This window comes from Massilia sp. CT11-108 (assembly GCF_047302915.1).
GTDB classification, from domain to species: Bacteria; Pseudomonadota; Gammaproteobacteria; order Burkholderiales; family Burkholderiaceae_D; genus Telluria; species Telluria orientalis.
Window position 1 is genome coordinate 1 of record NZ_JBKYMO010000031.1, and the last position, 24,261, is coordinate 24,261.

Annotated in this window: 17 protein-coding genes; 8 read left to right on the forward strand and 9 right to left on the reverse strand. The window is 65.3% G+C overall.

What is annotated here, in order from left to right; genetic code table 11:
• Positions 1-305 precede the first annotated feature (305 nt).
• The 5 genes from ACEN88_RS05260 to ACEN88_RS05280 all read left to right on the forward strand — a co-directional run bounded on the left by ACEN88_RS05260 (position 306) and on the right by ACEN88_RS05280 (position 6,079).
• Positions 306-1,244, forward strand: a complete 939-nt coding sequence (locus ACEN88_RS05260) for an alpha/beta hydrolase (RefSeq protein ID WP_413337730.1) — start codon at positions 306-308, stop codon at positions 1,242-1,244.
• A gap of 146 nt (positions 1,245-1,390) precedes the next feature.
• A complete protein-coding gene (locus ACEN88_RS05265; protein WP_413337731.1) occupies positions 1,391-2,395 on the forward strand; it encodes a BMP family lipoprotein in 1,005 nt (334 codons plus the stop codon).
• 89 nt (positions 2,396-2,484) lie between these two features.
• Positions 2,485-4,014, forward strand: a complete 1,530-nt coding sequence (locus ACEN88_RS05270; RefSeq protein ID WP_413337732.1) for an ABC transporter ATP-binding protein — start codon at positions 2,485-2,487, stop codon at positions 4,012-4,014.
• 4 nt (positions 4,015-4,018) lie between these two features.
• Complete coding sequence (locus ACEN88_RS05275; protein WP_413337733.1) at positions 4,019-5,113, forward strand: ABC transporter permease; 1,095 nt, start codon at positions 4,019-4,021, stop codon at positions 5,111-5,113.
• Positions 5,114-6,079: an ABC transporter permease gene (locus tag ACEN88_RS05280; RefSeq protein ID WP_413337734.1), complete on the forward strand. Its 966-nt coding sequence runs from the start codon at positions 5,114-5,116 to the stop codon at positions 6,077-6,079.
• Positions 6,080-6,082: 3 nt separating this feature from the next.
• On the opposite strand, the gene ACEN88_RS05285 is transcribed toward ACEN88_RS05280, so the two are convergent.
• The 9 genes from ACEN88_RS05285 to xdhA all read right to left on the reverse strand — a co-directional run bounded on the left by ACEN88_RS05285 (position 6,083) and on the right by xdhA (position 21,657).
• The gene (locus ACEN88_RS05285) at positions 6,083-6,910 is read right to left on the reverse strand and encodes a MipA/OmpV family protein (RefSeq protein ID WP_413337735.1); all 828 of its coding nucleotides are present in this window, start codon (positions 6,908-6,910) and stop codon (positions 6,083-6,085) included.
• A gap of 96 nt (positions 6,911-7,006) precedes the next feature.
• Positions 7,007-8,059: a S1/P1 nuclease gene (locus tag ACEN88_RS05290; protein ID WP_413337736.1), complete on the reverse strand. Its 1,053-nt coding sequence runs from the start codon at positions 8,057-8,059 to the stop codon at positions 7,007-7,009.
• Positions 8,060-8,090: 31 nt separating this feature from the next.
• Entirely contained in the window at positions 8,091-9,761 is a 1,671-nt protein-coding gene (locus ACEN88_RS05295; protein ID WP_413337737.1) for a bifunctional metallophosphatase/5'-nucleotidase, read from the reverse strand.
• A gap of 131 nt (positions 9,762-9,892) precedes the next feature.
• Positions 9,893-13,306 (reverse strand): carboxypeptidase regulatory-like domain-containing protein, encoded by a 3,414-nt coding sequence (locus ACEN88_RS05300; protein ID WP_413337738.1) that lies wholly within the window; start codon positions 13,304-13,306, stop codon positions 9,893-9,895.
• A gap of 577 nt (positions 13,307-13,883) precedes the next feature.
• Entirely contained in the window at positions 13,884-15,374 is a 1,491-nt protein-coding gene (locus ACEN88_RS05305; RefSeq protein ID WP_413337739.1) for an adenosine deaminase family protein, read from the reverse strand.
• 133 nt (positions 15,375-15,507) lie between these two features.
• On the reverse strand, positions 15,508-16,812 hold the full coding sequence (guaD, locus tag ACEN88_RS05310; RefSeq protein WP_413337740.1) for a guanine deaminase: 1,305 nt from the start codon (positions 16,810-16,812) through the stop codon (positions 15,508-15,510).
• 1 nt (position 16,813) lies between these two features.
• Positions 16,814-17,827: a xanthine dehydrogenase accessory protein XdhC gene (gene xdhC / locus ACEN88_RS05315; RefSeq protein WP_413337741.1), complete on the reverse strand. Its 1,014-nt coding sequence runs from the start codon at positions 17,825-17,827 to the stop codon at positions 16,814-16,816.
• 1 nt (position 17,828) lies between these two features.
• Positions 17,829-20,153, reverse strand: a complete 2,325-nt coding sequence (xdhB, locus tag ACEN88_RS05320) for a xanthine dehydrogenase molybdopterin binding subunit (protein WP_413337742.1) — start codon at positions 20,151-20,153, stop codon at positions 17,829-17,831.
• 10 nt (positions 20,154-20,163) lie between these two features.
• A complete protein-coding gene (gene xdhA, locus ACEN88_RS05325; protein WP_413337743.1) occupies positions 20,164-21,657 on the reverse strand; it encodes a xanthine dehydrogenase small subunit in 1,494 nt (497 codons plus the stop codon).
• A gap of 167 nt (positions 21,658-21,824) precedes the next feature.
• On the opposite strand from xdhA, the gene ACEN88_RS05330 reads away from it, so the two are divergent.
• The 3 genes from ACEN88_RS05330 to ACEN88_RS05340 all read left to right on the forward strand — a co-directional run bounded on the left by ACEN88_RS05330 (position 21,825) and on the right by ACEN88_RS05340 (position 24,251).
• A complete protein-coding gene (locus tag ACEN88_RS05330) occupies positions 21,825-22,382 on the forward strand; it encodes an ATP-dependent Clp protease proteolytic subunit (protein WP_413337744.1) in 558 nt (185 codons plus the stop codon).
• Between the two features lie 212 nt (positions 22,383-22,594).
• Positions 22,595-23,836: a porin gene (locus ACEN88_RS05335; protein ID WP_413337745.1), complete on the forward strand. Its 1,242-nt coding sequence runs from the start codon at positions 22,595-22,597 to the stop codon at positions 23,834-23,836.
• A gap of 10 nt (positions 23,837-23,846) precedes the next feature.
• Positions 23,847-24,251 carry a hypothetical protein gene (locus tag ACEN88_RS05340; protein ID WP_413337746.1) on the forward strand — a complete coding sequence of 135 codons (405 nt, stop codon included), beginning with the start codon at positions 23,847-23,849 and terminating at the stop codon, positions 24,249-24,251.
• The last annotated feature ends 10 nt before the right edge of the window (positions 24,252-24,261 follow it).

Here is a 24,261-nt window from a genome sequence, read left to right on the forward strand (position 1 = left end):
GGCGTGACGACCGGCGGCGCCGACCGCCACGCCGGCACCACCAGCACCGCCAACAGGCCCAGCCCGGCACATGCCGGCACGACCGCTTTCCACCTCATCCCGCCTCCACATCCTGTCTTCATGGACAGCCTAACAAACCCTGTCAGGCGGCGACAACGCCCGCGCTGTAACAGGATGTTGCGGCAAAGCTACTCTTCGTGAGTTCGCACCATAATGAAGGTGTATTTGATGGGCACCGCACAGACTTCATCCCTAGCCAGAGGTAGACTGTATACATGAGCACACATAAAAAATTGGCGGCAGGTATGGCTGGCTTTGCCAGCATGTTGTGGCTGGGCCTCACGGCCGCGGTCGCGGCGAACCAGCGCCGTCTCGTGTTCAATCCCACCGTCGAGCGCGAAGTGGCGCATCCACGCAGCAGCGGCCACCGCACCCGCCCCGTCGTGCTGCGCGCCAAGGACGGCACGCGGCTGTCCGGCTGGCTGATGACGCCGAAGATGCCCGGCTTGCGTCCCGCCGTCATTTATTTCGGCGGCCGGTCCGAGGAAGTGTCCTGGGTCGTGCGCGATGCCGGCAAGCTGTTCCCCGGAATGGCTGTGCTGGCCGTGAACTACCGCGGTTACGGCGATTCCCACGGCGACCCGGCCGAAGCGCACATGATCGACGACGCCTGCATGCTGTTCGACTGGATGGCCGCGCACCACCACGTGGATCCGAAACGCATCGCCGTCGTCGGCCGCAGCCTCGGGTCCGGCGTGGCCGTGCAGGTCGCGAAGGAGCGGCCCGTGCACTCCGTCGTGCTGATCACGCCTTACGATTCGATCCTCGCCCTCGCGAAGCGCAAGTTCCGCGTGATGCCGATCGAATACATGCTGCGCCACCGCTTCGAGTCGATCAAGTATGCACCCACGCTGAAGGCGCCCACGTTCGTGCTGCGCGCGGCCAGCGACGACATCGTGCCGCACTCGCACACCGACCAGCTCGTCGCCAAACTGGCCCAGCTGATCGGGGACGAGACCGTGCCCGACTCGGACCACCTGAATATCCCGTACCTGGAAGACACGCAGACGCGCATCGCGCGCTTCCTCACGTCGCAGTTCGCCAGGCCGATCGGGATTCCCTCCCCCGCGCCGACGCCGGCCGCGCCCATTCCGGCGCCGGCACCGGAGATCGTCATCCCGGCTACGACCACCGCGGCCGTCGCCGCCATCGCCGTTCCGCCCGCACTCCCGCTCGCCGACTGAAACGGCGCTATTTATATGTCAACAAAATAAATAGCAAAGTAAAATCGTATTTGCCACGAATAAACTGGCTGATGCATAGTTCCGAGAATCCCCCTCCCTGCACAGCCGTTGCGCCGGTAAAATATGGGATTCAGGAGCCTAAATCAATGAAATTCAAGCAACTTTGTACGATGATCGCGGCGCTGTGCATCAGCGCCAGCGCCAGCGCCGACATGGCGGGCGCGAAGCTGGCGATCGTCTACGATGCCGGCGGCAAGTTCGACAAATCCTTCAACCAGTCCGCCGCCGAAGGCGTCGCGCGGTTCACGAAGGAAACCGGCGTCAAGGTGTTTGAAGCCCAGGCCAACTACGACACCCAGGCCGAGCAGGTCTTGCGCGCGCTCGCGCGCAAGAAGCTGCAACTGATCGTCTCGATCGGCTTCTCGCAGACGCAGCCCGTGCAAAAGATCGCGGCCGAATACCCGAACGTGCACTTCGTGATCATCGACGGCAACGCCCAGGGCAAGAACGTCAACTCCGTGCTGTTCAAGGAAGAAGAAGGCTCGTACCTCGTCGGCGTCGCCGCGGCGATGGCGTCGAAGACGAAGACGATCAGCTTCGTCGGCGGCATGGACATCCCGCTGATCCGCGCGTTCGCCTGCGGCTACGTGCAGGGCGCGCGTGCCATCAATCCGAAGGTGCAGGTCCTGCAGAACATGGTCGGCACGACGTCCGCGGCCTGGAACGACCCGGCCAAGGGCGGCGAGCTGGCACGCGCGCAATTCGACCGCGGCTCCGACGTCGTCTTCGCCGTCGCGGGCGGCTCCGGCATGGGCGCGCTGCAGATGGCCAAGGAAAAGGGCAAGCTGGCGATCGGCGTGGACTCCAACCAGAACTACCTGTACCCGGGCACGATGCTGACGTCGATGGTCAAGCGCGTCGACAACGCCGCGTACGAAGCGTTCATGAAGGCCAGGAACGGCCAGTTCACGTCGGGCATCACGTACGAAGGCCTGAAGGAAGGCGGCGTCGACTGGGTGCTCGACAAGGACAACCGCATGGTCGTCACCCCCGAGATGGAAAAGCGCGTGATGAGCGCCCGGGCCGACATCATCGCCGGCAAGATCAAGGTGGTCGACTATCGCGCGGCCAATTCGTGCCCAGTGCAGTAACACGGCATCGAACACAGTTTGACAGTGAAGCGCGCCGCGCCGGTTTCCATGCCGGCGCGGCGCGCTTTTAAATGAATGGACAGACCGCTATGCAGCCAGCCGTAGAATTTCGCAACATTAGCAAAGCCTTCGGGGCGGTGCAGGCGAATGCCGACGTCAGCTTCGCCATCGCCAAGGGCTCGATCCATGGCGTGATCGGCGAAAACGGCGCCGGCAAGTCGACCCTGATGAGCATCCTGTACGGCTACTACAACGCCGACAGCGGCCAGGTCCTCATCGACGGCCGGCCGCAGGACATCCGTACCAGCCATGAGGCTATCGCGCTCGGCATCGGCATGGTGCACCAGCACTTCATGCTCGTCGAGAACATGACCGTCCTCGACAACGTCATGCTGGGCAACGAGGGCGGCTTCAAGCTGGCCGCGAAGCGCGGCGCCGTGGAAGCGAAGCTGCGCGAGATCTGCGACCGCTACCGCCTCGACGTCGACCCGCTCGCGACGATCCACGACCTGTCCGTCGGCGCGCAGCAGCGCGTGGAGATCCTCAAGCAGATCTACCGCAGCGCCAACATTCTGATCCTCGACGAGCCCACCGCCGTGCTGACCGCGCAGGAGACGGCGTCGCTGTTCGAGATCCTGCGGCTGTTCAAGGAACAGGGCAAGACCATCATCCTGATCACCCATAAACTGCAAGAGATCATGGAGATCACGGACGAGGTGACGGTGATGCGCGCGGGCCGCGTCGTCGGTGCGGTCAAGACCGCGGAGACGTCGCGTGAAGAACTGGCCAACATGATGGTCGGCCGCCCGATCCAGAGCGAGCTGCCGCGCGCGCCGTACAACCCGGGCGCGGAAGTGCTGAAGGTGTCGGGCCTGGAGCTGCAGGATGCGAACGGCGTCGCCCTCCTCGCCGACATCGACTTCACCCTGCGCGCGGGCGAAGTGGTCGCCATCGCGGGCGTGTCGGGCAATGGCCAGAGCGAGCTGCTCGAGATCCTGTCCGGCATGCGGCTGCCCACGTCGGGCAAGGTCGAATTCCTCGGCCAGGACCTGCCGTACACGGGCCGCACGAACGCGGACGGCCTGCCGGCGGAGTTCCGGGAACGGGGCATCGGCCACGTGCCGGAAGACCGCCTGCGCGACGGCGTGATCAAGGATTTCTCCGTGATGCAGAACACGGTGTTCGGCTACCAGGACAACGTAAAAAACCGCTGGGGCCTGTTCGACTACAAGAAGATCGCGCAGCGCTGCGCGCACCTGATGACGGCGTTCGACGTGCGTCCGAACAATCCGGACCTGCGTATCGGCCTGCTCTCGGGCGGCAACCAGCAGAAGGTCGTCATCGCGCGCGAAGTGGCTGCGAAGCCGAAGCTGATGCTGGTCGGCCAGCCGACGCGCGGCGTGGACATCGGCACCATCGAAAGCATCCACACGCAGCTCCTGCGCCTGCGCGACGAAGGCGTGGCAATCCTGCTGTCGTCGGTGGAACTGGAAGAGGTGCGCGCGCTCGCGGACCGCATCATCGTGATGTCCGGCGGCCGCATCACCGGCATCCTCCCCATCGACGAATTCGACACCACCCGCATCGGCCTTATGATGGGCGGAATGCACAAGCACTGACATCATGAACAACACCGAATTGCCACGCTGGGCCACCGGTTTCGTCCTGCCCATCCTGAACCTGATGTCGGCGCTGCTCGTCGCGGCGCTCGTGATCCACCTGCTCGGCGAGAGCCCGTCGGAGTCGCTCCGCATCCTCGTCGACAGCGCCATCCTCGATCCGGAAGGCCTCGCATACACGCTGTTCTACGCGAGCACCTTCATCTTCGCGGGCCTCGCCGTGTCGATCGCGATGCAGGCCGGCCTCTTCAACATCGGCGCGGAAGGCCAGATGTACGTGGGCGGCCTGGGCCTGACGTGGGTCGTGCTGGCGCTCGACGCGCACCTGTCGGGCATCCTCATGATCCCGCTCGCGATGATCGGCGCGGCCGTCTTCGGCGCGCTGTGGGCGTTCATTCCGGGCTACCTGCAGGCGAAACGGGGCAGCCACGTCGTTGTCACGACGATCATGTTCAACTTCATCGCGGCGAGCCTGATGAACTTCGTGATCGTCAAATACCTGATCCCGGAAGGGCAGCAGAACCCGGCCTCGCGCGTGTTCGCCGACAGCGCCGCCCTGCCCCTGCTGAGCAAGCTCCTGCCGGTGCTGGGCGACACGCCGCTGAACATCAGTTTTATCCTTGCCATCCTCGCCCTGGTGATCTACGGCGTCGTCGTATGGCGTTCGTCGTGGGGCTACCAGCTGCGCGCGACGGGCCTGAATGCGCACGCCGCGCACTACGCGGGCGTAAAAATCAGCCGCACGATCATCGTGACGATGCTCGTGTCGGGCGCGCTGGCCGGCCTCGGCGCCGTCAACTCCGTGATGGGCTCGACGCACTACCTGTCGCTGAACTTCCCCGCCGGCGCGGGCTTCGTGGGCATCGCGATCGCGCTGATGGGCCGCCAGCATCCGGTCGGCATCTTCCTGTCGTCCGTGCTGTTCGGCGCGCTGATCCAGGGCGGCTTCGACCTGTCGCTGGAAAAACCGAACATCCCGCAGGAGACGTTCATTTTCATCCAGGGCCTGATCATCCTGTTCTGCGGCGCGATGGAAAACTTCTACGCCCCGGCCGTCCTGAAACTGCTCAACGTCACCCGTACCAACAAGGGGATTTGAATGGAAGACTTCCAACTCGCCAGCATCATCGTCTCCACGATCCGCAACGCGCCGGTGCTGATGTTCGCCGCGCTGGCCGGCCTGTTCGCCGAGCGCTCGGGCGTCGTCGACATCGGCCTCGAAGGCAAGATTCTCGCGTCGGCGTTCGCATCGGCCGCTGTTGCGTACACGACGCAGAACCCGTGGTACGGCATCCTCGCCGGCATGGGCGTGTCGGTCGCCCTCGCGATGGTGCAGGCGTTCGTGTCGATCACGCAGAAAGGCAACCAGCTCGTGGCCGGCATCGCCATCAACATCGCCATGAGCGGCCTGACGTTCGTGCTCGCGCAATTCTTCTTCCAGCAGGGCGGCCGCACGCCGGACCTGCGCAATGCGCGCCTGTTCGACGTCGTCCTGCCCGGCACCGCGGCCGTCGAGCATATCCCCGTCATCGGCTGGCTGTACGGCCACCTGATCGGCGGCCAGTCGGTGCTGGTCTACGTAGCGTTCCTGCTGCTGCCCGTCGTGCACTGGGTCGTGTACCACAGCCGCTTCGGCCTGCGCCTGCGCGCGTGCGGCGAGAACCCGCATGCGGCCGACGCGGCCGGCGTCTCGGTCGAGCGCACGCGCTATCTCGCCATGTTCGTGGCCGGTGTCCTGTGCTCGTTCTCAGGTGCTTACCTGACGCTGGTCCAGAGCGGCTTCTTCCTGCGCGACATGTCGGCCGGCGCCGGTTACCTGGCGCTGACGGCGCTCGTCTTCGGCAACTGGCGCCCGCTGCACACGGTGCTGGGCTGTTTGATGTTCGGCCTGTTCGGCGCGATCCAGATCCAGCTCGAAGGCGTCGACCTGCCCGTCGTCGGCCGCCTGCCAGGGTCGCTGATCCAGGCGATTCCGTACATCGTCACCGTCGTCGTTCTCGCCGGCCTGATGGCCAAGTCGGTCGCGCCGAAAGCCATCGGCAAGCCGTTCGTCAAGTCGCGCTGAACATCACTCGTTGGCGCGCTTGCTCGAGCGCGCCAACGTCCACGCCAGCCCCACCCCGGCCGACGCGCCGACATCCTTCCTGAACAGTGGACTGTCCCGGTTCGCATTCCCCGCATAGCTGTCCAGCCGCACGAACGCGAACGCGCGCACGTCCTGGTTGACCTTGACCGTGCCGAACACGCCCGTCCGCACCAGCATCAAGCCGCTGTCGGCCCGGTAGGCCGGCCGGTCCGCCGTCGCATACTGCGGCGCGACGTCGTAGAAATAACCGTGGATGCGGCGGTCGCCGAACACGGCGCCGACCTGCGCTTCCATCGTCCAGCGGCCCGCGTCGCCGCGGCGTTCCCACACGAAGCGCGGCTCCGTCGTCCAGCCCTGGCGGCGCAGGCCGCCGCGCGCTTCGATGACGGCGCGTACCGGGAGTTCGAAGCGCAGGCGCCCCGCCTCGCCCAGGTCGGCGAATTTATACTTCACGCGCGGGCCGAATTCGACGAGCGTGCCGAGGTCGGGCATGCCGCGGCGCGCCTCGACGTCGTCCGAACGGGACGGCAGCGCGCCCGCGAAGCCGATGTCGAATTCGACCTTGTCCGTGTCCAGCAGGCGCGCGCCGACGCCCTGCTGGTCGGCGCGCAGCACCTTGCCGCGGTACAGCAGGAACGGCAGCACGAGGCCGCGGTTGCTGCGGTCGGACGCGCCCGGATACGCGGGCGTGTTGAACACGGCGGCGCCGATGCCGGCTTCCCACAGCGGGAAGTTGGGTTCGGCGGCCACGGCGGGCACGAGTGCCACCAGTGTGGACGCGGGGATGATGAAACGAAGAATCGTGGGCATGGTAAGGGTCCGTATGAATCCGCGATTCTAACCCACGAAAAAAAACCGCCGCGGCCTTGTGGGCGCGCGGCGGCTTGCGGAAGGCTGGCGCCGGGATTACGGCCAGATCGCCTTCAGCAGCGCGGCCAGGTTGTAGCCGCCCTTGATCATCTGTGTCTTTGCGAGCGCGGAGCTGGGCACCGGATAGTCATTCGGCACTTCCAGCGTCCACGTGTAATAGGTTTCGCCCTTCTTGCTCACCTGCGGCACGATCTTGCCCGCGGTGACGCCCGCGAACGCGATCTTCGAGACCGCCAGCGTATCGTCCGCCCACTGGTACGGCCAGGTGACGGGATCGCCGCTGTTCTGCGCCACGTTCGGCTTGCCGTCGATGGCGGCCTGCGCGAACCGCTCCGGCGTCTTCGCGCGGACGCGGCGGAACGCGTAGTCGACCGTCGTGCTGTCCCAGTACGAGTGGAACGGCTTCGTCAGCGCCTGCGGCACGCCCGGCTTGACGGGCTTCGGTTCGCCCGGCGGGATCAGGTTGGCGGACATCTGCTCGATCTTCGCGTCGTCCATCAGGAAGTTGTTGCCGCCGCGCGAATCGAAGACGACGGTCTCGTCGATCTCGGCCTTCGTCTTCGGCACGACGAATTTTCCGTCCTTGTCGACGAAGGCGGCGCCCACGTGCAGCGGCTGGACGATGTCGCCCGCCAGGTGGGTCACGAGGATCAGCGCCTGGCGCTTCGTGAACTTGTGCGGATTGGTCGCGGGCGTGTCCTTGCCCTGCAGGACGGCGATGGCTTCCTTCAAGGTCTGCACGATGTCGTCATCGGCCGTGCCGGCGGCGCCGTCGTGGTAGTGGTCGAGCTGGAACGGGACGTCCGTGTAGTGGTATTCGCTGTGCTTCGGATTCGCGTTCACGTACTCGATCATTTCCGGCGTCTGCGGACCGCACCAGTTGCCCTTCACGCAGTCGGGCCACGTCGACACGGCTTCCAGCGATTCGCCCGGCAGCAGCAGCGCCTTCACCTGCGCCTCGGCATGCGTGCCCTTGATCAGCTTGTCGGCGATGGCGCCCACGGCGCGGTGGCCGTCCGTGCCCCATGCGGCCGCATCCAGCGACACGAAGGCGCTTGCCAGCGCCACGACACATGCGATTTTCTTCATGAGGGTCTTTCTGTGAATACGGTTTATATCGTTAGCGCACCTTGCGGATGCGCTGAGGTGCGGCAAAACTCATGCCGCCGGCTTCCGGATGCTTCTGCAGGTACGCGATCAGCGCATCGAGGTCGCGCAGGCCCGTCTCGACGCGGCGCGTGCCCTTGGCGAACATCGGGATGTTGTCGCCGCCCTCCGCCAGGAAGTTGTTGGCCACCACGCGATACACTTTATTATCGTCGAGCGCCTTGCCGTCCACCTTCACGTTCGCCGTGCACCGGCCGACGGGTTGCGTGCCGTCCCAGTCGTACGTCAGGCTGCTGGACACGGCGAGGATCGAAGGATCGGACGATGCCGGCCGGTCCCACTGCTGTTCGAGCACGCGGCGCAGTTGCGCGCCGGTGAGGTCCATCACGACGAGCGTGTTCCCGAACGGGAGCACGGCCTGCGCCTGGCCGAAGCTCACCACGCCGCCCTCGCCCACTTCGAGGTCCTTGCGGATGCCGCCCGGGTTCATGAAACCGATCTGCGCGCCCTGGTCGCGCGTGGCGGCGACGGCCGCGTCGGCAATCACGCCGCCCAGCGCCGATTCGCCGGCCGGGTTCTCCTTGCGCGACAACGCGCCCTGCACGCGTGCCACCGGCTTCGCCAGCTCCGCGCGGCTCTTCGCACGCACGTCCGCGAGATACGTCGACAGGCCGGCGTCCGGTGTGAACGCGTCCGGCGCCATCACGACGTTGCGCACCTGGATGTCCTGGACGGCCTTCGTGGCCGGATCGAGCGTCAGCCTGATGCGCGACAGCAGATGGCCGTACGCGTCCGCCTGCGTGACGACCTTGCCGTCCACCTTGCACAGATAGCCCGTGTGCGAATGGCCGCTGATGACGAGGCGGATCGCGGGGTCGAGTTTCTTCGTGATGGCGACGATCGGGCCGTGCAGGGTGTCGCAATCGGCCTTGTCATACGGCTGGTCGGCGAAGCCGCCTTCGTGGATCAGCACGACGAACACCTGCGCGCCCTGCGCACGCATCGCGGGCAGCACGGCGTTGATCGATGCCGCTTCATCCTCGATGGCCAGGCCTTTGATGGACGAGGCGATCGTCACGGAGGCCAGGTCGTGCAACACGGCGCCGATCAGGCCCACCTTGACGCCCTTGACGTCGACGATGCGCCAGCCCGGCACGAGGGTCTTGCCCGTCTGCGCGTCGACGACGTTGGCGGCGAGGTAAGTAAAACCGGCGCCCCTGAAATCGGGCGAGAAGCGGCATGCTTTCGCGGGCCGTGGCGAATCGCAGCCGCCGTGCTGCTGGCGCAGCAGCTCCTTCGGTCCCTGGTCGAATTCGTGGTTGCCGAGGGAGCTGGCGACGAGGCCCATGCGGTTCAGCGCCTCGATGCTCGGTTCGTCCGCGAACATCGACGACGCGGCGGGGCTCGCGCCGACGAGGTCTCCGGCCGCGACGAACAACAGGTCCGGGTCGTCCTTGCGGAACGTGTCCAGCGCGCCTTTCAGCACGTCGATGCCGCCGGCCTGGATCGTGCGCGGCTGCGTGGAGCCCGGCGGCGTGTACGTGTACTTGCTGGGCTCGAGATTGCCGTGGAAGTCGTTCAGCGCGACGAGATTGATCTCGAGCGGACGGACCGGCGCGGAGGCGCAGCCAGACAGCAGCAACGCGGCGCCCAGGGCCAGCGCGAACGGACGGGATACGATCATATGAAGTCTTTGTGATGCGAACGGCAGCCATCGATTATGGCACGCCCGTTCGCAGTTCTGGTCTTTACAAGGGAAGAAAAGACGGCCGGTGTCGCCACCGGCCGTCTCATTTACGTCATGTCAGGCCCGGATCAGAACTCGTACTTGACGGTGACCTGTGCCGACCACTGCGACTCGCCCTTGACCTGGCGGATCTGCAGCGGATCGGCGGCCGAGCGGACCGCGTAGACATAACGGCCCTGGCTGTCCATGCCGGCGTAGTCGACGAAGCCGCGGGTCTGGCCGCCGTTCGAGAAGAACGGTGCTTCGTAGATCTGGCCCCACTTCTTGTTCAGCAGGTTGCCGAAGTTCAGGATGTCGAACGAGACCGACGCCTTGTTACGTGCGAACAGGCCCGGGATTTCCTGGCTGATGCGCAGGTCGAAGCTGTTCGTCCATGGCGAGAAGTCGCCGTAGCGGGCAACGGTGCCGCCGGCTGCCTGGCGCAGGGCCTTGTTGGCGTTGACGATGCCCCAGAAACGCTGCTCGTTGGCGTGGCTGGTCGCCGTATCGCCCGCGAACACGACTTCACCCGAACCGAACGCTTTCGGGATGTACATCAGGTCGTTGCTGCCGATGCCGTCGCCGTTCATGTCGTTCTTGAAGGTCCAGCTGTACGGCTTGCCGGTACGGCCTTCGTAGAACACGCCGAAGCGGGTCTTGTACTTGCCGAAGAACGCCTTCTCGAAGTTCAGCAGCGCGTTGATGCGGTTCTTGACCAGGTAGGCCGAGTTGGCGGCCACGTTGTCGTTCGGGTTCAGGGCCGAACGGGCGCCGTAGTTCGAGCCGGACGTCGACGACGTGAGGTTCGAGACTTCTGTCGCATAGGTGTGGCTTGCCGCGACCGACCAGCCGAAGCCCTTGGTCATCGGGTACGACAGCGACAGCGTCGAGACGCGGTTCTCGCCCTTGTCCGTGCCGGTGACCTTGATCACGTTGCCGAACGCGGAATTCGACAGCGACTTGGTCGTGTTGGTGCAGCCCTTGGCGGTGCTGACGGCGTTGTTACCCACGCTCCAGCAGTTCTGCGACAGGCCGTTCGCGTTCCAGAACAGCTGGCGGCCATCGACGCCGATGCGGGTCGGCTGGCCCAGGTTCAGGTTCTGGAAGAAGATACCGTCCTTGGTGTGCGCGTACAGCACTTCGGCGCCGGCGACGAGGCCGTACCACGGCAGTTCCGTTTCGAAGGCCAGGTTGGCTTTCCACACGGACGGCTGCTTCACGTTCGGGTCGATCAGGTCGACGTTGGCGATCGGCGGGGTCGAGCCGCCCAGCTTCGGCTGGTTGTTGATGTCGGTGCTGAACGCGCCGTTCGGCGTGCCGGCGACCGGCGGGCACTTGGTGTTACCCGTGGCCGAGCAGGTGATCTGCTGCGTCGTCATGCCGGTGTTCTGGAACGGGTTCGCGAGCCAGACGGACATCGCGGCGCCCTGGAACAGGCCGAAGCCGCCGCGCAGCTGCATGCGGCGCGGGGTGTCGAAGTTGTAGTTGAAGCCGAAGCGCGGCTGGAACAGCTTGGTGCCGTCGATCGTCTGCTGGTTGTTGTAGCCGAAGCCGCCGGTCTGGCGTGCGTTCGGGTTCAGCACGGCGGCCTGGGCCACTTTCGTGTTGGCGACCGGCGTACCGCCCACGCCCACCTGGTCCACACGGAAGCCGTAGTTCAGGGTCAGCTGGCGGTTGACGTTCCAGGTGTCCTGCAGGAACAGGCCGGTGTTCGTCATGTTGAACTGCGCGACGGCGTCGTTCAGCGTGAAGCCCGGTGCGGCGACCTGCAGCGTGTACGACGTGTAGCGGCCGGAGCGCAGGTTTTCCAGCACGGCGGCTTCGACCTGGGCCTGGGACGCCGTGTTGCAGTTGATGGAACCGAACGAGTAGTTCAGGTTGTTGTCGCAACCGAAGGTGTAGTTGCCGTACACGTTCTGCAGGAACGCGTTGTAGATCTTGTTCTTCTGGTAGTCCGCGCCGAACTTGATTTCGTGGTCGCCCACGGTCCAGTTGGCACCCGCGTAGAAGTCCTGCGTGCGGGTGCGCAGCAGGTTCATGTGACGCGAGTTGTCGGTGCCCAGGTTGATCGTGCGGTTACCCGTCGTGACGTTGCTCGGGGTGCCGGCCGGCAGTGCGCCGGTGAACTGCACGCCGATGGTCGGCAGCTGCGTGTTGTTGGTCGGGACGGAGTCGTAGTTGCGCGACGACGCCTTCAGTTCGGTCGAGAACGTCGGGGTCCAGTCCGAGAATAGCTGGGCGACGGTCGTCTCGATCTGCTTGCCCTGCGAGTAGTACGCCGAATCCAGGCTCAGGCCGGTGGCGCTGAACAGCGAATACTGCGGCTCGGCCTGCGTGGTGCGCTGGTAGCGGATGTTGGCGCGGTGGTTGTCGCTGATGTTCCAGTCGACCTTCAGCATCTGCTCGCGCGACACGAAGTTGCCGCCGCCCTGGGCCAGGCCGCCGGCGTTGACGCCGTACTGGTTCTTCATGATGTTCTGCACGGCGGCGATTTCCGCCGGGGTCACGGCGACCGTCGTGCCGTTGTTCGAGCCGACCGGACCGTAGTCGGGCGCGCTGCGCGACGAGTTGGTCTCTTCCGACAGCGCGTACAGGAACAGCTTGTCCTCGACGAGCGGGCCGCTCGCCCACACGCCCTTGGTCGTTTCCTTGAAGGGTACCGGATCCGAATAGGTGTCGTTGGCCGGGTTGTAGCGCTGGCCGGCCAGGCGGTCGTCGCGGTACACGTAGTACACGCCGCCCTTCCACTGGTTCGTGCCGGACTTGGTGACGGCGTTGATGTTGCCGCCGGTGTAGCCCTTCTGCGTGACGTCGTAGTTGGCGACGTTCACCTGGGTCGACTGGATCGCTTCGATCGAGATCGGCTGGCGCGAGGTCGGGCTGCCGTTCGCTTCCAGGCCGAACGTGTCGTTCACGTTCACGCCGTCGATGGTGATCGAGTTGTAGCGCGAGTTCTGGCCGGCGACGGACAGTTCGCCGCGCTCCTTGTCGGTCTGCGAGACGCGCGGGTCGGCGCGGGCGTAGTCCTGCAGGTTGCGGTTGACCGACGCCTGGATCTGCAGCTGCGCGTTGCTGATCGCGGTGCCCGCGCCCATGTTGGAGCGGCTGAAGATGTCGGAACGCGCGCGGTTGCCGGCGATGGTCACGGTCTGCATCGGCGCGCCGACGGTCGCGTCGACGGTGGCGGTTTCCGCCAGTTGCAGGTAGATGCCTTCGCGTTTTTCGGTAACGCCGTCCTTGGTGATGATGATCGTGTACGGACCGCCGGTACGCAGGCCGCGCGCGATATAGCGGCCTTCCGCATCGGTGACGACGTTGCTGACCGAACCGGATTCGGTGTGAACGATTTGCACTGCGGCGCCGGCGGCCGGTCGGCCGTCAGCGCTCGAGATACGACCGCCGACAGCCGACGTCGTGTTCTGCGCCAGGGCCGGCGCCCCCGCGAGCGCAATCGACAGAGCCAGCGCCAGCTTCGTCAGCTGGATCCGTTTTTGATAGATCATTGGATTAACCCCAAATAGACTTGATAGTTATGGTTGGGAACGGAGTTCCCCCCTCTTGAGTACTGCAATCCTCGACCGGCCGCTCATGACGCCCGGTCTCTCGTTCTTTCTGCATGCTGTTCGATGGTGCGGATGTGGATGACAATGCACCAGCAAAAAGCAGCGCACGCGAGTCTAGCGGTTAATTGTTTCCAGGCTATTACACCCAAAACCACGCATTTTCTCGGACGTTGGCTTAATAAAAGGCCAATATGGCATGAAGCCGTTTATCGAGACAAATACGTTTTCACTTCGGAATTTATAGCTTGCGCGTATAAGTTGCTCAAGAAGTGAGCAGGTGGTCGCGTGCAGGATGCATTTTCCCTCAGAAACGGACACGTCGGGATGATAAATGGGGCGTTCTCGAATGAAATTGTTTAGCTTGGTTTTTAAGCAAACGACATGACAATTAATCCATTCTGTCGCGAGTTGGCCACAGGGGCGGCATATGCGGTGCCTGTTCCACATAGTCGGGTGGCAACTGCGGTTCGGAGGAAGGATGCCGGCGGCGGGACCGCCGCCGGCGGGAGGACAAAACTCAATGCTTCACGGCGGTGCGTTCGAGCGCGGCGACGTCCGACTCGAAGCGCGCGAAGCGTGCATCGAGCAGGCGCGTCAGGCGCTGCTTGTCGGAGTCCGGCAGGAAGCTGTAGCGGATGCTGTTGTACGACGCCTTCTTCACTTCCGCATAGCTCGGCTTGTAGCGGCTGGCGAACAGCACGTATTCGTTGGCCAGGTTGTGGCGCGTGACGCCCGCGTCGTCCGTCGAGATCACGTACGGCACGCCATATTTGCGGTACAGCGTGATCGGGTGGTTCTCGCCTTGCACGCCCTCGATGAACGCGTTCGACGTCAGGTTGATTTCGACCGGGATGTCCTTCGCGCGCATCGTCTTCATGATGCCGACGGCGTTCGTCTCGTGCGCGAGGTCGATGCCGTGGCCGATGCGCTGCGCGCCCGCCACGTTCAGCGCCTGGTCGATGTGGTATTTCAGGTCTTCCGGCGGCACGTCGCCCAGCGCCAGCTCGCCCGCGTGCATCGCGACGTTGACCTTCGGGTACACCTTCTTCAGGTAGCGGAACATCTGCATGTGCAAGGTGTAGTCGCGCATGGAGACCATCTGGCTTTCCTGGCCCACGATGTTCACGCCGACGATCCTGCCGCCCCGCGCCGCCGATTCGAACGCGGCCAGCATCGACGAGAACACGCGCGACGGCGAGAACAGGCGCACGACATAGGTCTGGTAGCGCATCGTGAAATTCTCGTCGTCGATGCCCAGCGCCGCTTCGTTGACGGTGCGGACGAACGTGTCGACGGAGGCGCGGAACGCCGGCGTCGCGTTCAGCTTCTGGCGCGCGGATTCCAGCAGCTGGGCGAACTTCGCCTCGTCGCGTGCGCTGTCCCACGCGCGCTTGTCGAATTCGGGATCCGAGACCGTGTCCGGGCTCTTGAACATCGTCTCGATGTAGGCCACGTTCTCGGCCAGCGCGCGGTTCTTCAGCTCGACGAGGCCTTCGTGGAAGTTGCGGTCGGAGATGGGGCCGAAGTAGCCGAAGGTCTGGAAGAACTGGCGGTCCGGCGGCGGCTGGATGGCGCCGTGGTTATTGAAATCCTTGCTCGACCAGCGCTGCAGCAGCTCGCGCCACGTGGCGTCGTCGGCATACACGTCGGACGACGACAGGCAGGCGCGGTCCTTCGGCTGCTTCGCGCGCTCGTGCTCGACGACGCTCCTGTCGGTCTCGATCTTGTAAGTCAGCTTGTTGACGCAATAGCCCTGCTTGTCGAGCCAGTCGACATAGGTCTCGGCATAGATCGCGCCGGAGTAGTGGTGGTGCAGGTCGCCGCCCTTGGGCATCTGCGAGAAGAACAGGACCAGCTCCGCCGTCTTCGGCTGCGCGCCCGCGATCAGGGACGCGTAGTGGCGCGCGGTGGCCGCTTCGTTGGGGCCGGACGCCGGGGTGCGCGCGGAAGCGGCGGCCGCAAGGGCCGCCAGGGTGATCAGCAGGCTGCTGCTCAGGGTTTTTGTCATGTTGGTCTCGGCTGTGAGTGATTGTCGACAGTATCTCACCAGCGCCGAAGTCGTCGTTCCCGCGCACGCGGGAACCCATACTGAGTGTCCTGTTCGGCTCAGCATGGATCCCCGCGTTCGCGGGGATGACGTATCAATGCCGCTCGTGCACCCGCTTGCCGGCCGCATACGTGGCACGGATCGCGCGGTCGTCGCCCAGCAGCGCCAGCGCGAACAGGGTTTCCTCGAGCGAGTCGCCGTTCGCCGTGCGGCGCGCCAGCAGCGGCGTCGCCTTCGGGTCGAGGACGATGAAGTCCGCCTCGGTGCCGGCGGCAAAATTGCCGATCGTCCCTTCGAGCTGCATGCTGCGCGCGGCGCCCAGCGTGGCGAGATAGAACATGCGCAGGGCCGGGAGATAGCTGCCTTTTAACCGCGCAACTTTATACGCTTCATTCATTGTTTGCAACATCGAGAACGACGTGCCCGCGCCGACGTCCGTCCCCAGCGACACGTGGGCATGCACGCTGTCCGCCTTCGCGACGTCGAACAGGCCGCTGCCGAGGAACAGGTTCGACGTCGGGCAGTGGGAAATCGCGGCGCCCGTGTCGGCCATCAGCGCGAAGTCGACGTCGTCCAGCCAGATGCAGTGGCCGAACATCGAACGTTGCCGCATCAGCCCATGGTGCTCATACACCTGCAGGTAGCTGCGGTTGTCCGGGTACAGGCTTTTCACCCACGCGCATTCGTCGCGGCTTTCCGACACGTGCGTCTGGATGTACGTCGTCGGGAACGCGCGCGCCAGTTCGCCCGCCGCGCCCAGCTGGGCTGGGGTCGACGTGGGCGCGAAGCGCGGCGTGATCGCGTACATGGCGCGGCCGTGATTGTGCCAGCGGCGGATCAGCTCTTCGCTCTCGCGCAGGTCGGCCGTGTCCTGCAGGAAGTCCGGACAGTTGCGGTCCATCAGCACCTTGCCGCCGGCCATGCGCAGGTTGCGCGCGGCGCTCGCCTCGAAGAACGCGTCGACGGATTCCTTGTGCACCGTGCAGTAGACGAGCGCCGTCGTCGTGCCGTTGCGCAGCAGCTCGTCGAGGAAGAATTCGGCGACGGTGCGCGCGTGCACCGGGTCCTTGAACTGGCGCTCGGTCGGGAACGTGTAGTTCTCCAGCCACGGCAGCAGGTCCGGCGCGGGCGAGCCGATCATGTCGGTCTGCGGGAAGTGCAGGTGCGTGTCGATGAAGCCGGGCGTGATGATCTGGCCGCGGTAGTCGACGATGTCGGTGCCGTCGGGCAGCGTGGCGACCAGCTTGTCGTAGTCGCCGGCGGCGAGCACGCGGCCGTTCTCGACGACGAGGAGGCCGTCCTGGTGCCAGGCATGGGCGTTCTCGGCGAAGGCCGGATCGGCGTGGAAGTGCAGCAGGCTCGCTCGGTAGGCCTGCACGGTACGGGTATCGTTGGACATCTCAGTCTTGTTCCAGTGGGACTTCGGTTGCGGTCGCGGGCGCGGCGAGGGCCGCCGCCTCCCAGACCATCAGCAGTTGCGCGACGACGGCGACGGCGATCACGGCGGGTTCCTTGCCCTTGATGCCGGGGACGCCGATCGGGCACACCATGTCGTCCAGGCGCGCGCGGGAAATGCCGCGGTCGCGCAGGCGGTGCTCGAACTGCCTGCGTTTGGTTTCCGATCCAATGAGGCCGAACCAGTCCTGGTGCGCGGGCCGTCGGAGGATCGCTTCGGTCAGGCGCTGGTCGAGCGCATGATTGTGCGTCATGACGAGGAAGCTCGTGCCGGCGGGCGCCGCGCGCACGACGGCTTCCGGCAGGTCGGTCGCTTCCACGACGACGTTCGGGGCGACGGTGGCCGGGAACAGGTCTTCCCGCTCGTCCACCCACGTCACCTTGCACGGCAGGTCCGCCAGCAGGCGCACGATGGCGGCGCCCACGTGGCCGGCGCCGAACAGCATCACGTGCGCGCGCGGCGCCGGGACGTGATCGACGAGCCAGCGCCGTCCCGCGTCATCGAGCAGCACGCGGGTGCCGCCGCTGCGCTCGAAATCCGGGTAGCGGCCGCCCTTGCGCTGGATGTTGTGGCCCAGCGCATCGACGAGCGCGAGATCGGGTTCGCCGTCCAGGGCGACGACGCGCCACACGTCTTCATGACGGCGCGCGGCCAGCTCGGCGCACTGGTCGCGGTCGACCAGTTCGAACGCGAGGTGCACGACGCCGCCGCAGCACTGGCCCAGGCTCGGACCGAGCGGGAAGCGTTCGATACGGCGCGCCTCGCTGGCGCCGGCGGCGAGCATGGCGCGCGCCGTCTCGATGCCGCGCAGCTCGAGGTGGCCGCCGCCGACGGTGCCCCACTGCCCGCCGGCGTCGACGAGCATGCGCGCGCCCGGTTCGCGGGGTACGGAACCGTCGACCTTCGCGACCGTGATCAGGACGGCCGGTTGCGCGGTGGGGATGAGCCAATCGTCCATGTCAGGCGTTTTCGACGAAGGACACGGCGTCGAGGATCGCCTCGCTCGTCGCCGGCGCGCGCAGCGGCGGGTTCACCTTGTGGTCGCCCACGGCCGAGATGGCGTCGCGGATCGCGAGGAACACGGAGAACGGCAGCAGCAGCGGCGGTTCGCCGACGGCCTTCGAGCGGTGGATCGAATCGGCCACGTTGTGGTTGTTGAAGAGCTTCACCGTGAACGCGTCCGGGCAATCCGACACGCCCGGGATCTTGTAGGTGGACGGCGCATGCGTCATCAGCTTGCCCTGCGCATTCCACCACAATTCTTCCGTCGTCAGCCAGCCCATGCCCTGGATGAACGCACCTTCGACCTGGCCGATGTCGATGGCGGGGTTCAGCGAGTTGCCGGCGTCGTACAGCGCATCGGCGCGCAGCAGTTTCCACTCACCTGTCAGCGTGTCGATGACGACTTCCGCCACCGCCGCGCCGTATGCGAAGTAGAAGAACGGGTTGCCCGTCATCGTCTTCGGATCCCAGTGCAGGTTCGGCGTCGCATAGAAACCGTCCGACCACAGCTGCACGCGCGACAGATAAGCTTTCGCCACCAGTTCGCCGAACGGGACTTCGTGCCCGTTCGCGAACACGGTGTCCGCGACGAAGCGCACGTCTTCCACGGCGGCGCCGTACTGCTTCGCGGCGAACGCGGCGAGGCGCTCGCGGATCTGGCGCGCCGCATCCTGCGCAGCTTTGCCGTTCAGGTCCGCGCCCGTCGATGCGGCCGTCGCCGACGTGTTGGCGACCTTGCTCGTGTTGGTCGCGGCGATGCGCACGCGGGTCAGGTCGACGCCCAGTTCGTGCGCGACCACCTGCATCACCTTGGTGTTGACGCCCTGCCCCATCTCCGTACCGCCGTGGTTGACGAGGATGGAGCCGTCCACGTACACGTGCACGAGCGCGCCGGCCTGGTTCAGGTGCGTCACGTTGAACGCGATGCCGAATTTTACGGGCGTCAGCGCGAGGCCCTTCTTCAGCACGGGGTTCGTCGCGTTGTACTCATTGATGGCCTGGCGGCGCGCGCGGTATTCGCTCGTCTGTTCCAGCTCGCCCACCAGTTCGTGGATCACGTTGTCGACGACGGGCTGGCCGTACGGCGTGACGTTGCGGTCGATCTTGTCGTAGAAATTCAGCTTGCGGATGTCGAGCGAATCCTTGCCGAGGTTGCGCGCGATCTCGTCGATGATGTACTCGATCGCGATGGCGCCCTGCGGACCGCCGAAACCGCGGAATGCCGTATTCGACTGGGTGTTCGTCTTGCCTGCCGCCGCGCGGATGTCGCAATCGGACAAATAATACGTGTTGTCGAAGTGGCAGATGGCGCGGGTGGCCACAGGGCCGGACAGGTCCGCCGAGTAGCCGGCGCGGCTCACCATGTCGACCTTCGCCGCGAGGATGCGGCCGGCATCGTCGTAGCCCACTTCGTACAGGTAGTGGAAGCAGTGGCGCTTGCCGGTCACCATCATGTCGTCGTCGCGGTCCGCACGCAGCTTCACGGCGCGGCCCAGGCGTTTCGCCGCGATGGAGGCGCAAGCGGCCCACAGCGCCGACTGCGATTCCTTGCCGCCGAAGCCACCGCCCATGCGGCGGCACTCCACCACCACGTTGTGCGAGTGCAGGCCGAGCGCATGCGCCACGACGTGCTGCATCTCGCTCGGGTGCTGCGTGGAGCACAGCACGAGCATGCCGTCGTTTTCCTGCGGGATCGCGTACGAGATCTGGCCTTCCAGGTAGAACTGCTCCTGGCCGCCCACGTACAGCTCGCCCTTCACGCGCAGCGGGGCACGTTCGAATGCGGTTTCGGCATCACCGCGCGTCAGGCGCATCGGCGGCAGCACGTACGAGCCGGCGGCGCGCGCGGCCTGCGGCGTCAGGATAGCCGGCAGCTCTTCGTAGCTGACTTCCGCCTTCTTCGCGGCGCGGCGGGCCAGGTCGTGGCTGTCGGCGACGACCACGAAGATCGGCTGGCCGATGTATTGCACGAGGCCGTCCGCGAGGATCGGGTCGTCGTGGATGATCGGGCCGCAATCGTTGGTGCCCGGGATGTCCTTTGCCGTGAGCACGGCGCGCACGCCGCGGCTGGCCAGGACGTCCGTAAAATCGATGTCGAGGATGCGGGCGTGCGCCTTGCCCGACAGGCCGAGCGCCGCGTGCAACGTGCCGCGCACTTCGGCGATATCGTCCGTGTAGTCGGCCTGGCCCAGCACGTGCAGCCGGGCCGATTCATGGGTCTTGCCGAGGCCGACCTGCTTCCATTCGGCCTTGGTCAGAGCGGGGGATCCTGCGTCGTTCATGTGTATCTCCTCAAGCCAGTGCGGTCGGCGCGCTTTTAATTTCAATCTTCGCGAACGGGTTGACCGCGTCAGGCGGCAGCGGGTTGTCCTTGCGCGTTTCGAGCCAGTAGCGGCGCAGCAGGTTCTGCGCCGTCTTCATGCGGTAGGCACTCGAGGCGCGCATGTCGGACAGCGGTGCATAGTCTTGCGCCAGCGCGGCCATCGCGTCCGTCACGGCCGCTTCGTCCCACGCGCGGCCGTTCAACAGGCTTTCCGCCTGCGCGGCGCGCTTCGGCGTCGCGGCCATGCCGCCGTAGGCGATGCGGGCCTCGACCACGATGCCGTCGTCCAGCGTAAAGGCGAAGGCGGCGCAGACGGCCGAGATGTCCTGGTCGAAGCGCTTGGCCAGTTTATAGGTGCGGAACGCGACGTTCTTGCGCGGCAGCGGCACGCGCACGGCCTGCACGAATTCGCCGTCGCGCCAGTCCTTGACCTGGTAGCCGAGGTAGAAGTTCTCGAGCGGCATGGTGCGCTCGCCGTCCGGACCGCGCAGCACCAGTTCGCTGCCGATGGCGATCAGCCACGGCATCGAGTCGCCGATCGGCGAACCATTCGCCACGTTGCCGCCCAGCGTGCCCGCGTTGCGGATCGGGAGCGATGCGAAGCGCTGCCACAGCTCGCCCAGCTCTGTCTCGTAATGCTTGCAGATGGCGGCATACGCATCTTCGAGGGAGACGCCGGCGCCGATCTCGACGTAGCCATCCTGCTCGCGCACGGTCTTCAGTTCGGCCACGTGGCCCAGGTAGATGACGTCCGTCAGGTCGCGCATCTGCTTCGTGACCCACAGGCCGACGTCGGTCGAACCGGCGAGGATCGTCGCCTTCGGATGCGCGGCGCGCACGGCCACGAGTTCATCCAGCGTACGCGGGGCGTGGAAGGTCTGGCCATCGTATTCATAGGTGGCGCCCGCGTCACGCTGCAGCGCCCGCAGTTGTTCGATGACGGCGGCGCGGTCGAAATCGACGCGCGGCAGCGTGACCATGCGCCTGGCGGCGTCGATGATGGGACGATAGCCCGTGCAGCGGCACAGGTTGCCGGACAGGGCATCGTCGATCTCGCAGCGGCTCGGCTCGCGGCCTTCCTGCTTCAAATACATGCCCCACAGCGACATCGCAAAACCCGGCGTGCAGAAGCCGCATTGCGAGCCGTGGCATTCGACGAGGGCCTGCTGCACGGGGTGCAGGTTGCCATCCTGCTGCGCCAGGTCTTCGACGGTGAACAGGGCCTTGCCGTCCAGGGTGGGCGTGAACTGGATGCAGGAATTCACGGAGCGCATCTGCAGTTCGCCGTTCTCCAGCGATCCGACGACGACGGTGCAGGCACCGCAATCACCCTCGGCGCAGCCTTCCTTGGTGCCGGTGCAGTGCAGATCCTCGCGCAGGTGCTGCAGGATGGTCTGCGTCGGCGCGACGTCGTTCACTTCATGGACGGCGCCGCGGTAGAAAAATCGGATCGGTGTGGACATCATCGCCTCGGAAAGGATCTTGTGAAAATTATGACTATCTGGATGCAAGAGTAGCACCGGGGGTCAGGCTAGATATATCGGAATACTGATTTTGAATATCAGATATTTTCAATAGCGCGCCGTGGGCTTGTGAAACTTGCTATGCTTGAGCCGTCAATGGAGGCGTCATGGCTTTGCACATCGTACATTTCATCGGACCGATCAACGCAAATTCCGCCTGTACCGTGCGCAACCTTTGCTTGCAGGCACTGCAGAGCGGCGCGACGGAGATCGAGCTGCACATGTCGACCGAAGGCGGCAACATGACGGCCGGCTTCGCCCTGTACTACTTCCTGAAATCGCTGCCGCTGCCGCTCACGACGTGGAACGTGGGCAGCGTGGAGTCCGTCGGCGTCGCCATCTTCCTGGCCGGGCAGCAACGCTATGCCTGTCCCGGCACGCGCTTCCTCATCCACCCGCTGCACTGGGGCTTCGGCAACCTCGTGGCGGCGGACCACGCCCGCATCTCCGAATGGCGCGACTGCCTCGACTTCGACGCCGAGCGCTATGCCGCCATCTACGAAGACGCCACCCGCGGCGCACCCGGCGCCCACGACATTCGAACCTACCTGACGGGCAGCGCCCGCATCTACACGGCCGAGCAAGCGGTCGAGGCCGGCATCGCGCACGCGGCGCGGCAGGCGCGCCTGCCGGAAGCCGGCACGACGACGCACTGGTGGAATTAAATACATCATCCAATTCTGACAGGACGCCCTGTCTGATCTGCACAACAAAGATAGCGGTCACAACTGAATAGAGTGACTATTCGTGAGTTTTTCCTTGCCGCAATTTTTGCTGCAACTCTACAATTCGACAGATTCGTTACACGGCGTAACGCGCGCCGTCACAGTGTTTCTATAACAAGAACTTCCACCCGCCGTCTGCAGCAGGGAAATCCATGAAAAAACGCATCATCGCGAGTGCGCTCGCCTTGTCATTTGTCGCGCCTTGCGCATTCGCGCAGGACGCCGTCCGCATCAGCGGTTTCGGCACCGGCGCCCTCACCTGGACCAACACCGACAAGGCCGAGTTCGGCCGCCCGAACCAGGCCGGCGGCGCCACGAAGGACGTCACCACCGGCGTCGATTCGAACTTCGGCGTGCAGGCCGACTACGCCGTCAACAGCTGGCTGTCCGTGACGGGCCAGGGCCTCGTGCGCAAGGATGCGCAGGACGATTTCGGCGCCGAACTGGCATGGGCGTTCGCCAAGGCGACGGTGTCGGACGACGTCTCGATCCGCGTCGGCCGCATGGGCCTGCCGGCATTCATGATCTCGGACTACCGCAACGTGGGCTACGCGAACACGATGCTGCGTCCGCCGGCGGAAGTGTATTCGCAGATGCTGTTCAACACGGTCGACGGCGCCGACGTCATCTGGCAGCACAGCGATGCCGCCACGACGTACACTGCACAATTCGCGGTCGGCAAGACCAAGGCCGACGTCGCCGGCGGCCCGAGCCTGGACGGCCGCCGCGTGACGGCGCTGAACCTCGTGGCCGAGCACGGCCCGCTGACGGTGCGCTTCGGCCGCGTGGACGGCCGCCTGACGCTGAACGGCTCGGCGTCGCTGGCGGCGCTGCTGAACACGCTGAATACGGTCGCTGCCGGCTACAAGTTCCCGCAGGCGGCCCAGCTCGCCAAAGACATCGACGTGCGCGACAAGAAGGCCTCGTTCACGTCCCTCGGCGCGACGCTCGACTGGAACGACATCGTCGTGCAGGGCGAGTACGCGAAGCGCAAGACGGACAGCTACATCAACGACACCACGTCGTGGTACGTGATGGGCGGCTATCGCATCGGCAAATTCCTGCCGTACTACAGCCACGCCAGGCTGTCGATCGACGGCAATGTCCACAACGGCATGCCGGCGGCCTGCCCGGCCGGCTACCCGGCCGCCTGCACCCCGACGCTGGCCACGCTTTCCGGCATCGTGTCGAACCTGCGCTACACCGGCGTGAGCCAGGGCGAACAGCAGACCGACACGATCGGCCTGCGCTGGGATGTCCGCTCCTCCGTGGCCCTGAAGGTGCAGTTCGACCACGTGCGTCCGAACAAGACCGCCGGCCTGCTGATCAATGCGCAGCCGGGCTTCAAGGGTCCGGTGACCGTCGGCGCCGTCGCGCTCGACTTCGTGTTCTAAGGGGACGACGATGAAACAACTGATCAAGACCGGCCTCGCCGCCGCCGCACTGTGCCTCGCGCTGCCCGCCATCGCCGACGTGGTCGTCGTCGTGAACCCGAAGGCGGCCGACGCCTCGATGACGAAAGACCAGATCGCGCAGTATTTTCTTGGCAAATCGGGCGCGATGAGCCCGATCGACCAGCCTGAAAGCGCCCCCGTCCGCGCCGAGTTCTATAAAAAGGTGACGGACAAGGACGGTTCCCAGGTCAAGGCTTTGTGGTCCAAGCTGGTGTTCACCGGCAAGGCCACGATGCCGAAGGAAGCCGCCGACAGCGCCGCCGTCAAGAAGATGGTGGCCAGCGACCCGAAAGCCATCGGCTACATCGAAAAGAGCGCGGTCGATGCCTCGGTCAAAGTGATCTACACACCGTAAGCATCCCCAC

Excerpts from the sequence above, each read along its gene's own strand:
- ACEN88_RS05260 (WP_413337730.1), top strand. The coding sequence starts at position 306 with ATGGCTGGCTTTGCCAGCATGTTGTGGCTGGGCCTCACGGCCGCGGTC.
- ACEN88_RS05265 (WP_413337731.1), top strand. The coding sequence starts at position 1,391 with ATGAAATTCAAGCAACTTTGTACGATGATCGCGGCGCTGTGCATCAGC.
- ACEN88_RS05270 (WP_413337732.1), top strand. The coding sequence starts at position 2,485 with ATGCAGCCAGCCGTAGAATTTCGCAACATTAGCAAAGCCTTCGGGGCG.
- ACEN88_RS05275 (WP_413337733.1), top strand. The coding sequence starts at position 4,019 with ATGAACAACACCGAATTGCCACGCTGGGCCACCGGTTTCGTCCTGCCC.
- ACEN88_RS05280 (WP_413337734.1), top strand. The coding sequence starts at position 5,114 with ATGGAAGACTTCCAACTCGCCAGCATCATCGTCTCCACGATCCGCAAC.
- ACEN88_RS05285 (WP_413337735.1), bottom strand. The coding sequence starts at position 6,910 with ATGCCCACGATTCTTCGTTTCATCATCCCCGCGTCCACACTGGTGGCA.
- ACEN88_RS05290 (WP_413337736.1), bottom strand. The coding sequence starts at position 8,059 with ATGAAGAAAATCGCATGTGTCGTGGCGCTGGCAAGCGCCTTCGTGTCG.
- ACEN88_RS05295 (WP_413337737.1), bottom strand. The coding sequence starts at position 9,761 with ATGATCGTATCCCGTCCGTTCGCGCTGGCCCTGGGCGCCGCGTTGCTG.
- ACEN88_RS05300 (WP_413337738.1), bottom strand. The coding sequence starts at position 13,306 with ATGATCTATCAAAAACGGATCCAGCTGACGAAGCTGGCGCTGGCTCTG.
- ACEN88_RS05305 (WP_413337739.1), bottom strand. The coding sequence starts at position 15,374 with ATGACAAAAACCCTGAGCAGCAGCCTGCTGATCACCCTGGCGGCCCTT.
- guaD (WP_413337740.1), bottom strand. The coding sequence starts at position 16,812 with ATGTCCAACGATACCCGTACCGTGCAGGCCTACCGAGCGAGCCTGCTG.
- xdhC (WP_413337741.1), bottom strand. The coding sequence starts at position 17,827 with ATGGACGATTGGCTCATCCCCACCGCGCAACCGGCCGTCCTGATCACG.
- xdhB (WP_413337742.1), bottom strand. The coding sequence starts at position 20,153 with ATGAACGACGCAGGATCCCCCGCTCTGACCAAGGCCGAATGGAAGCAG.
- xdhA (WP_413337743.1), bottom strand. The coding sequence starts at position 21,657 with ATGTCCACACCGATCCGATTTTTCTACCGCGGCGCCGTCCATGAAGTG.
- ACEN88_RS05330 (WP_413337744.1), top strand. The coding sequence starts at position 21,825 with ATGGCTTTGCACATCGTACATTTCATCGGACCGATCAACGCAAATTCC.
- ACEN88_RS05335 (WP_413337745.1), top strand. The coding sequence starts at position 22,595 with ATGAAAAAACGCATCATCGCGAGTGCGCTCGCCTTGTCATTTGTCGCG.
- ACEN88_RS05340 (WP_413337746.1), top strand. The coding sequence starts at position 23,847 with ATGAAACAACTGATCAAGACCGGCCTCGCCGCCGCCGCACTGTGCCTC.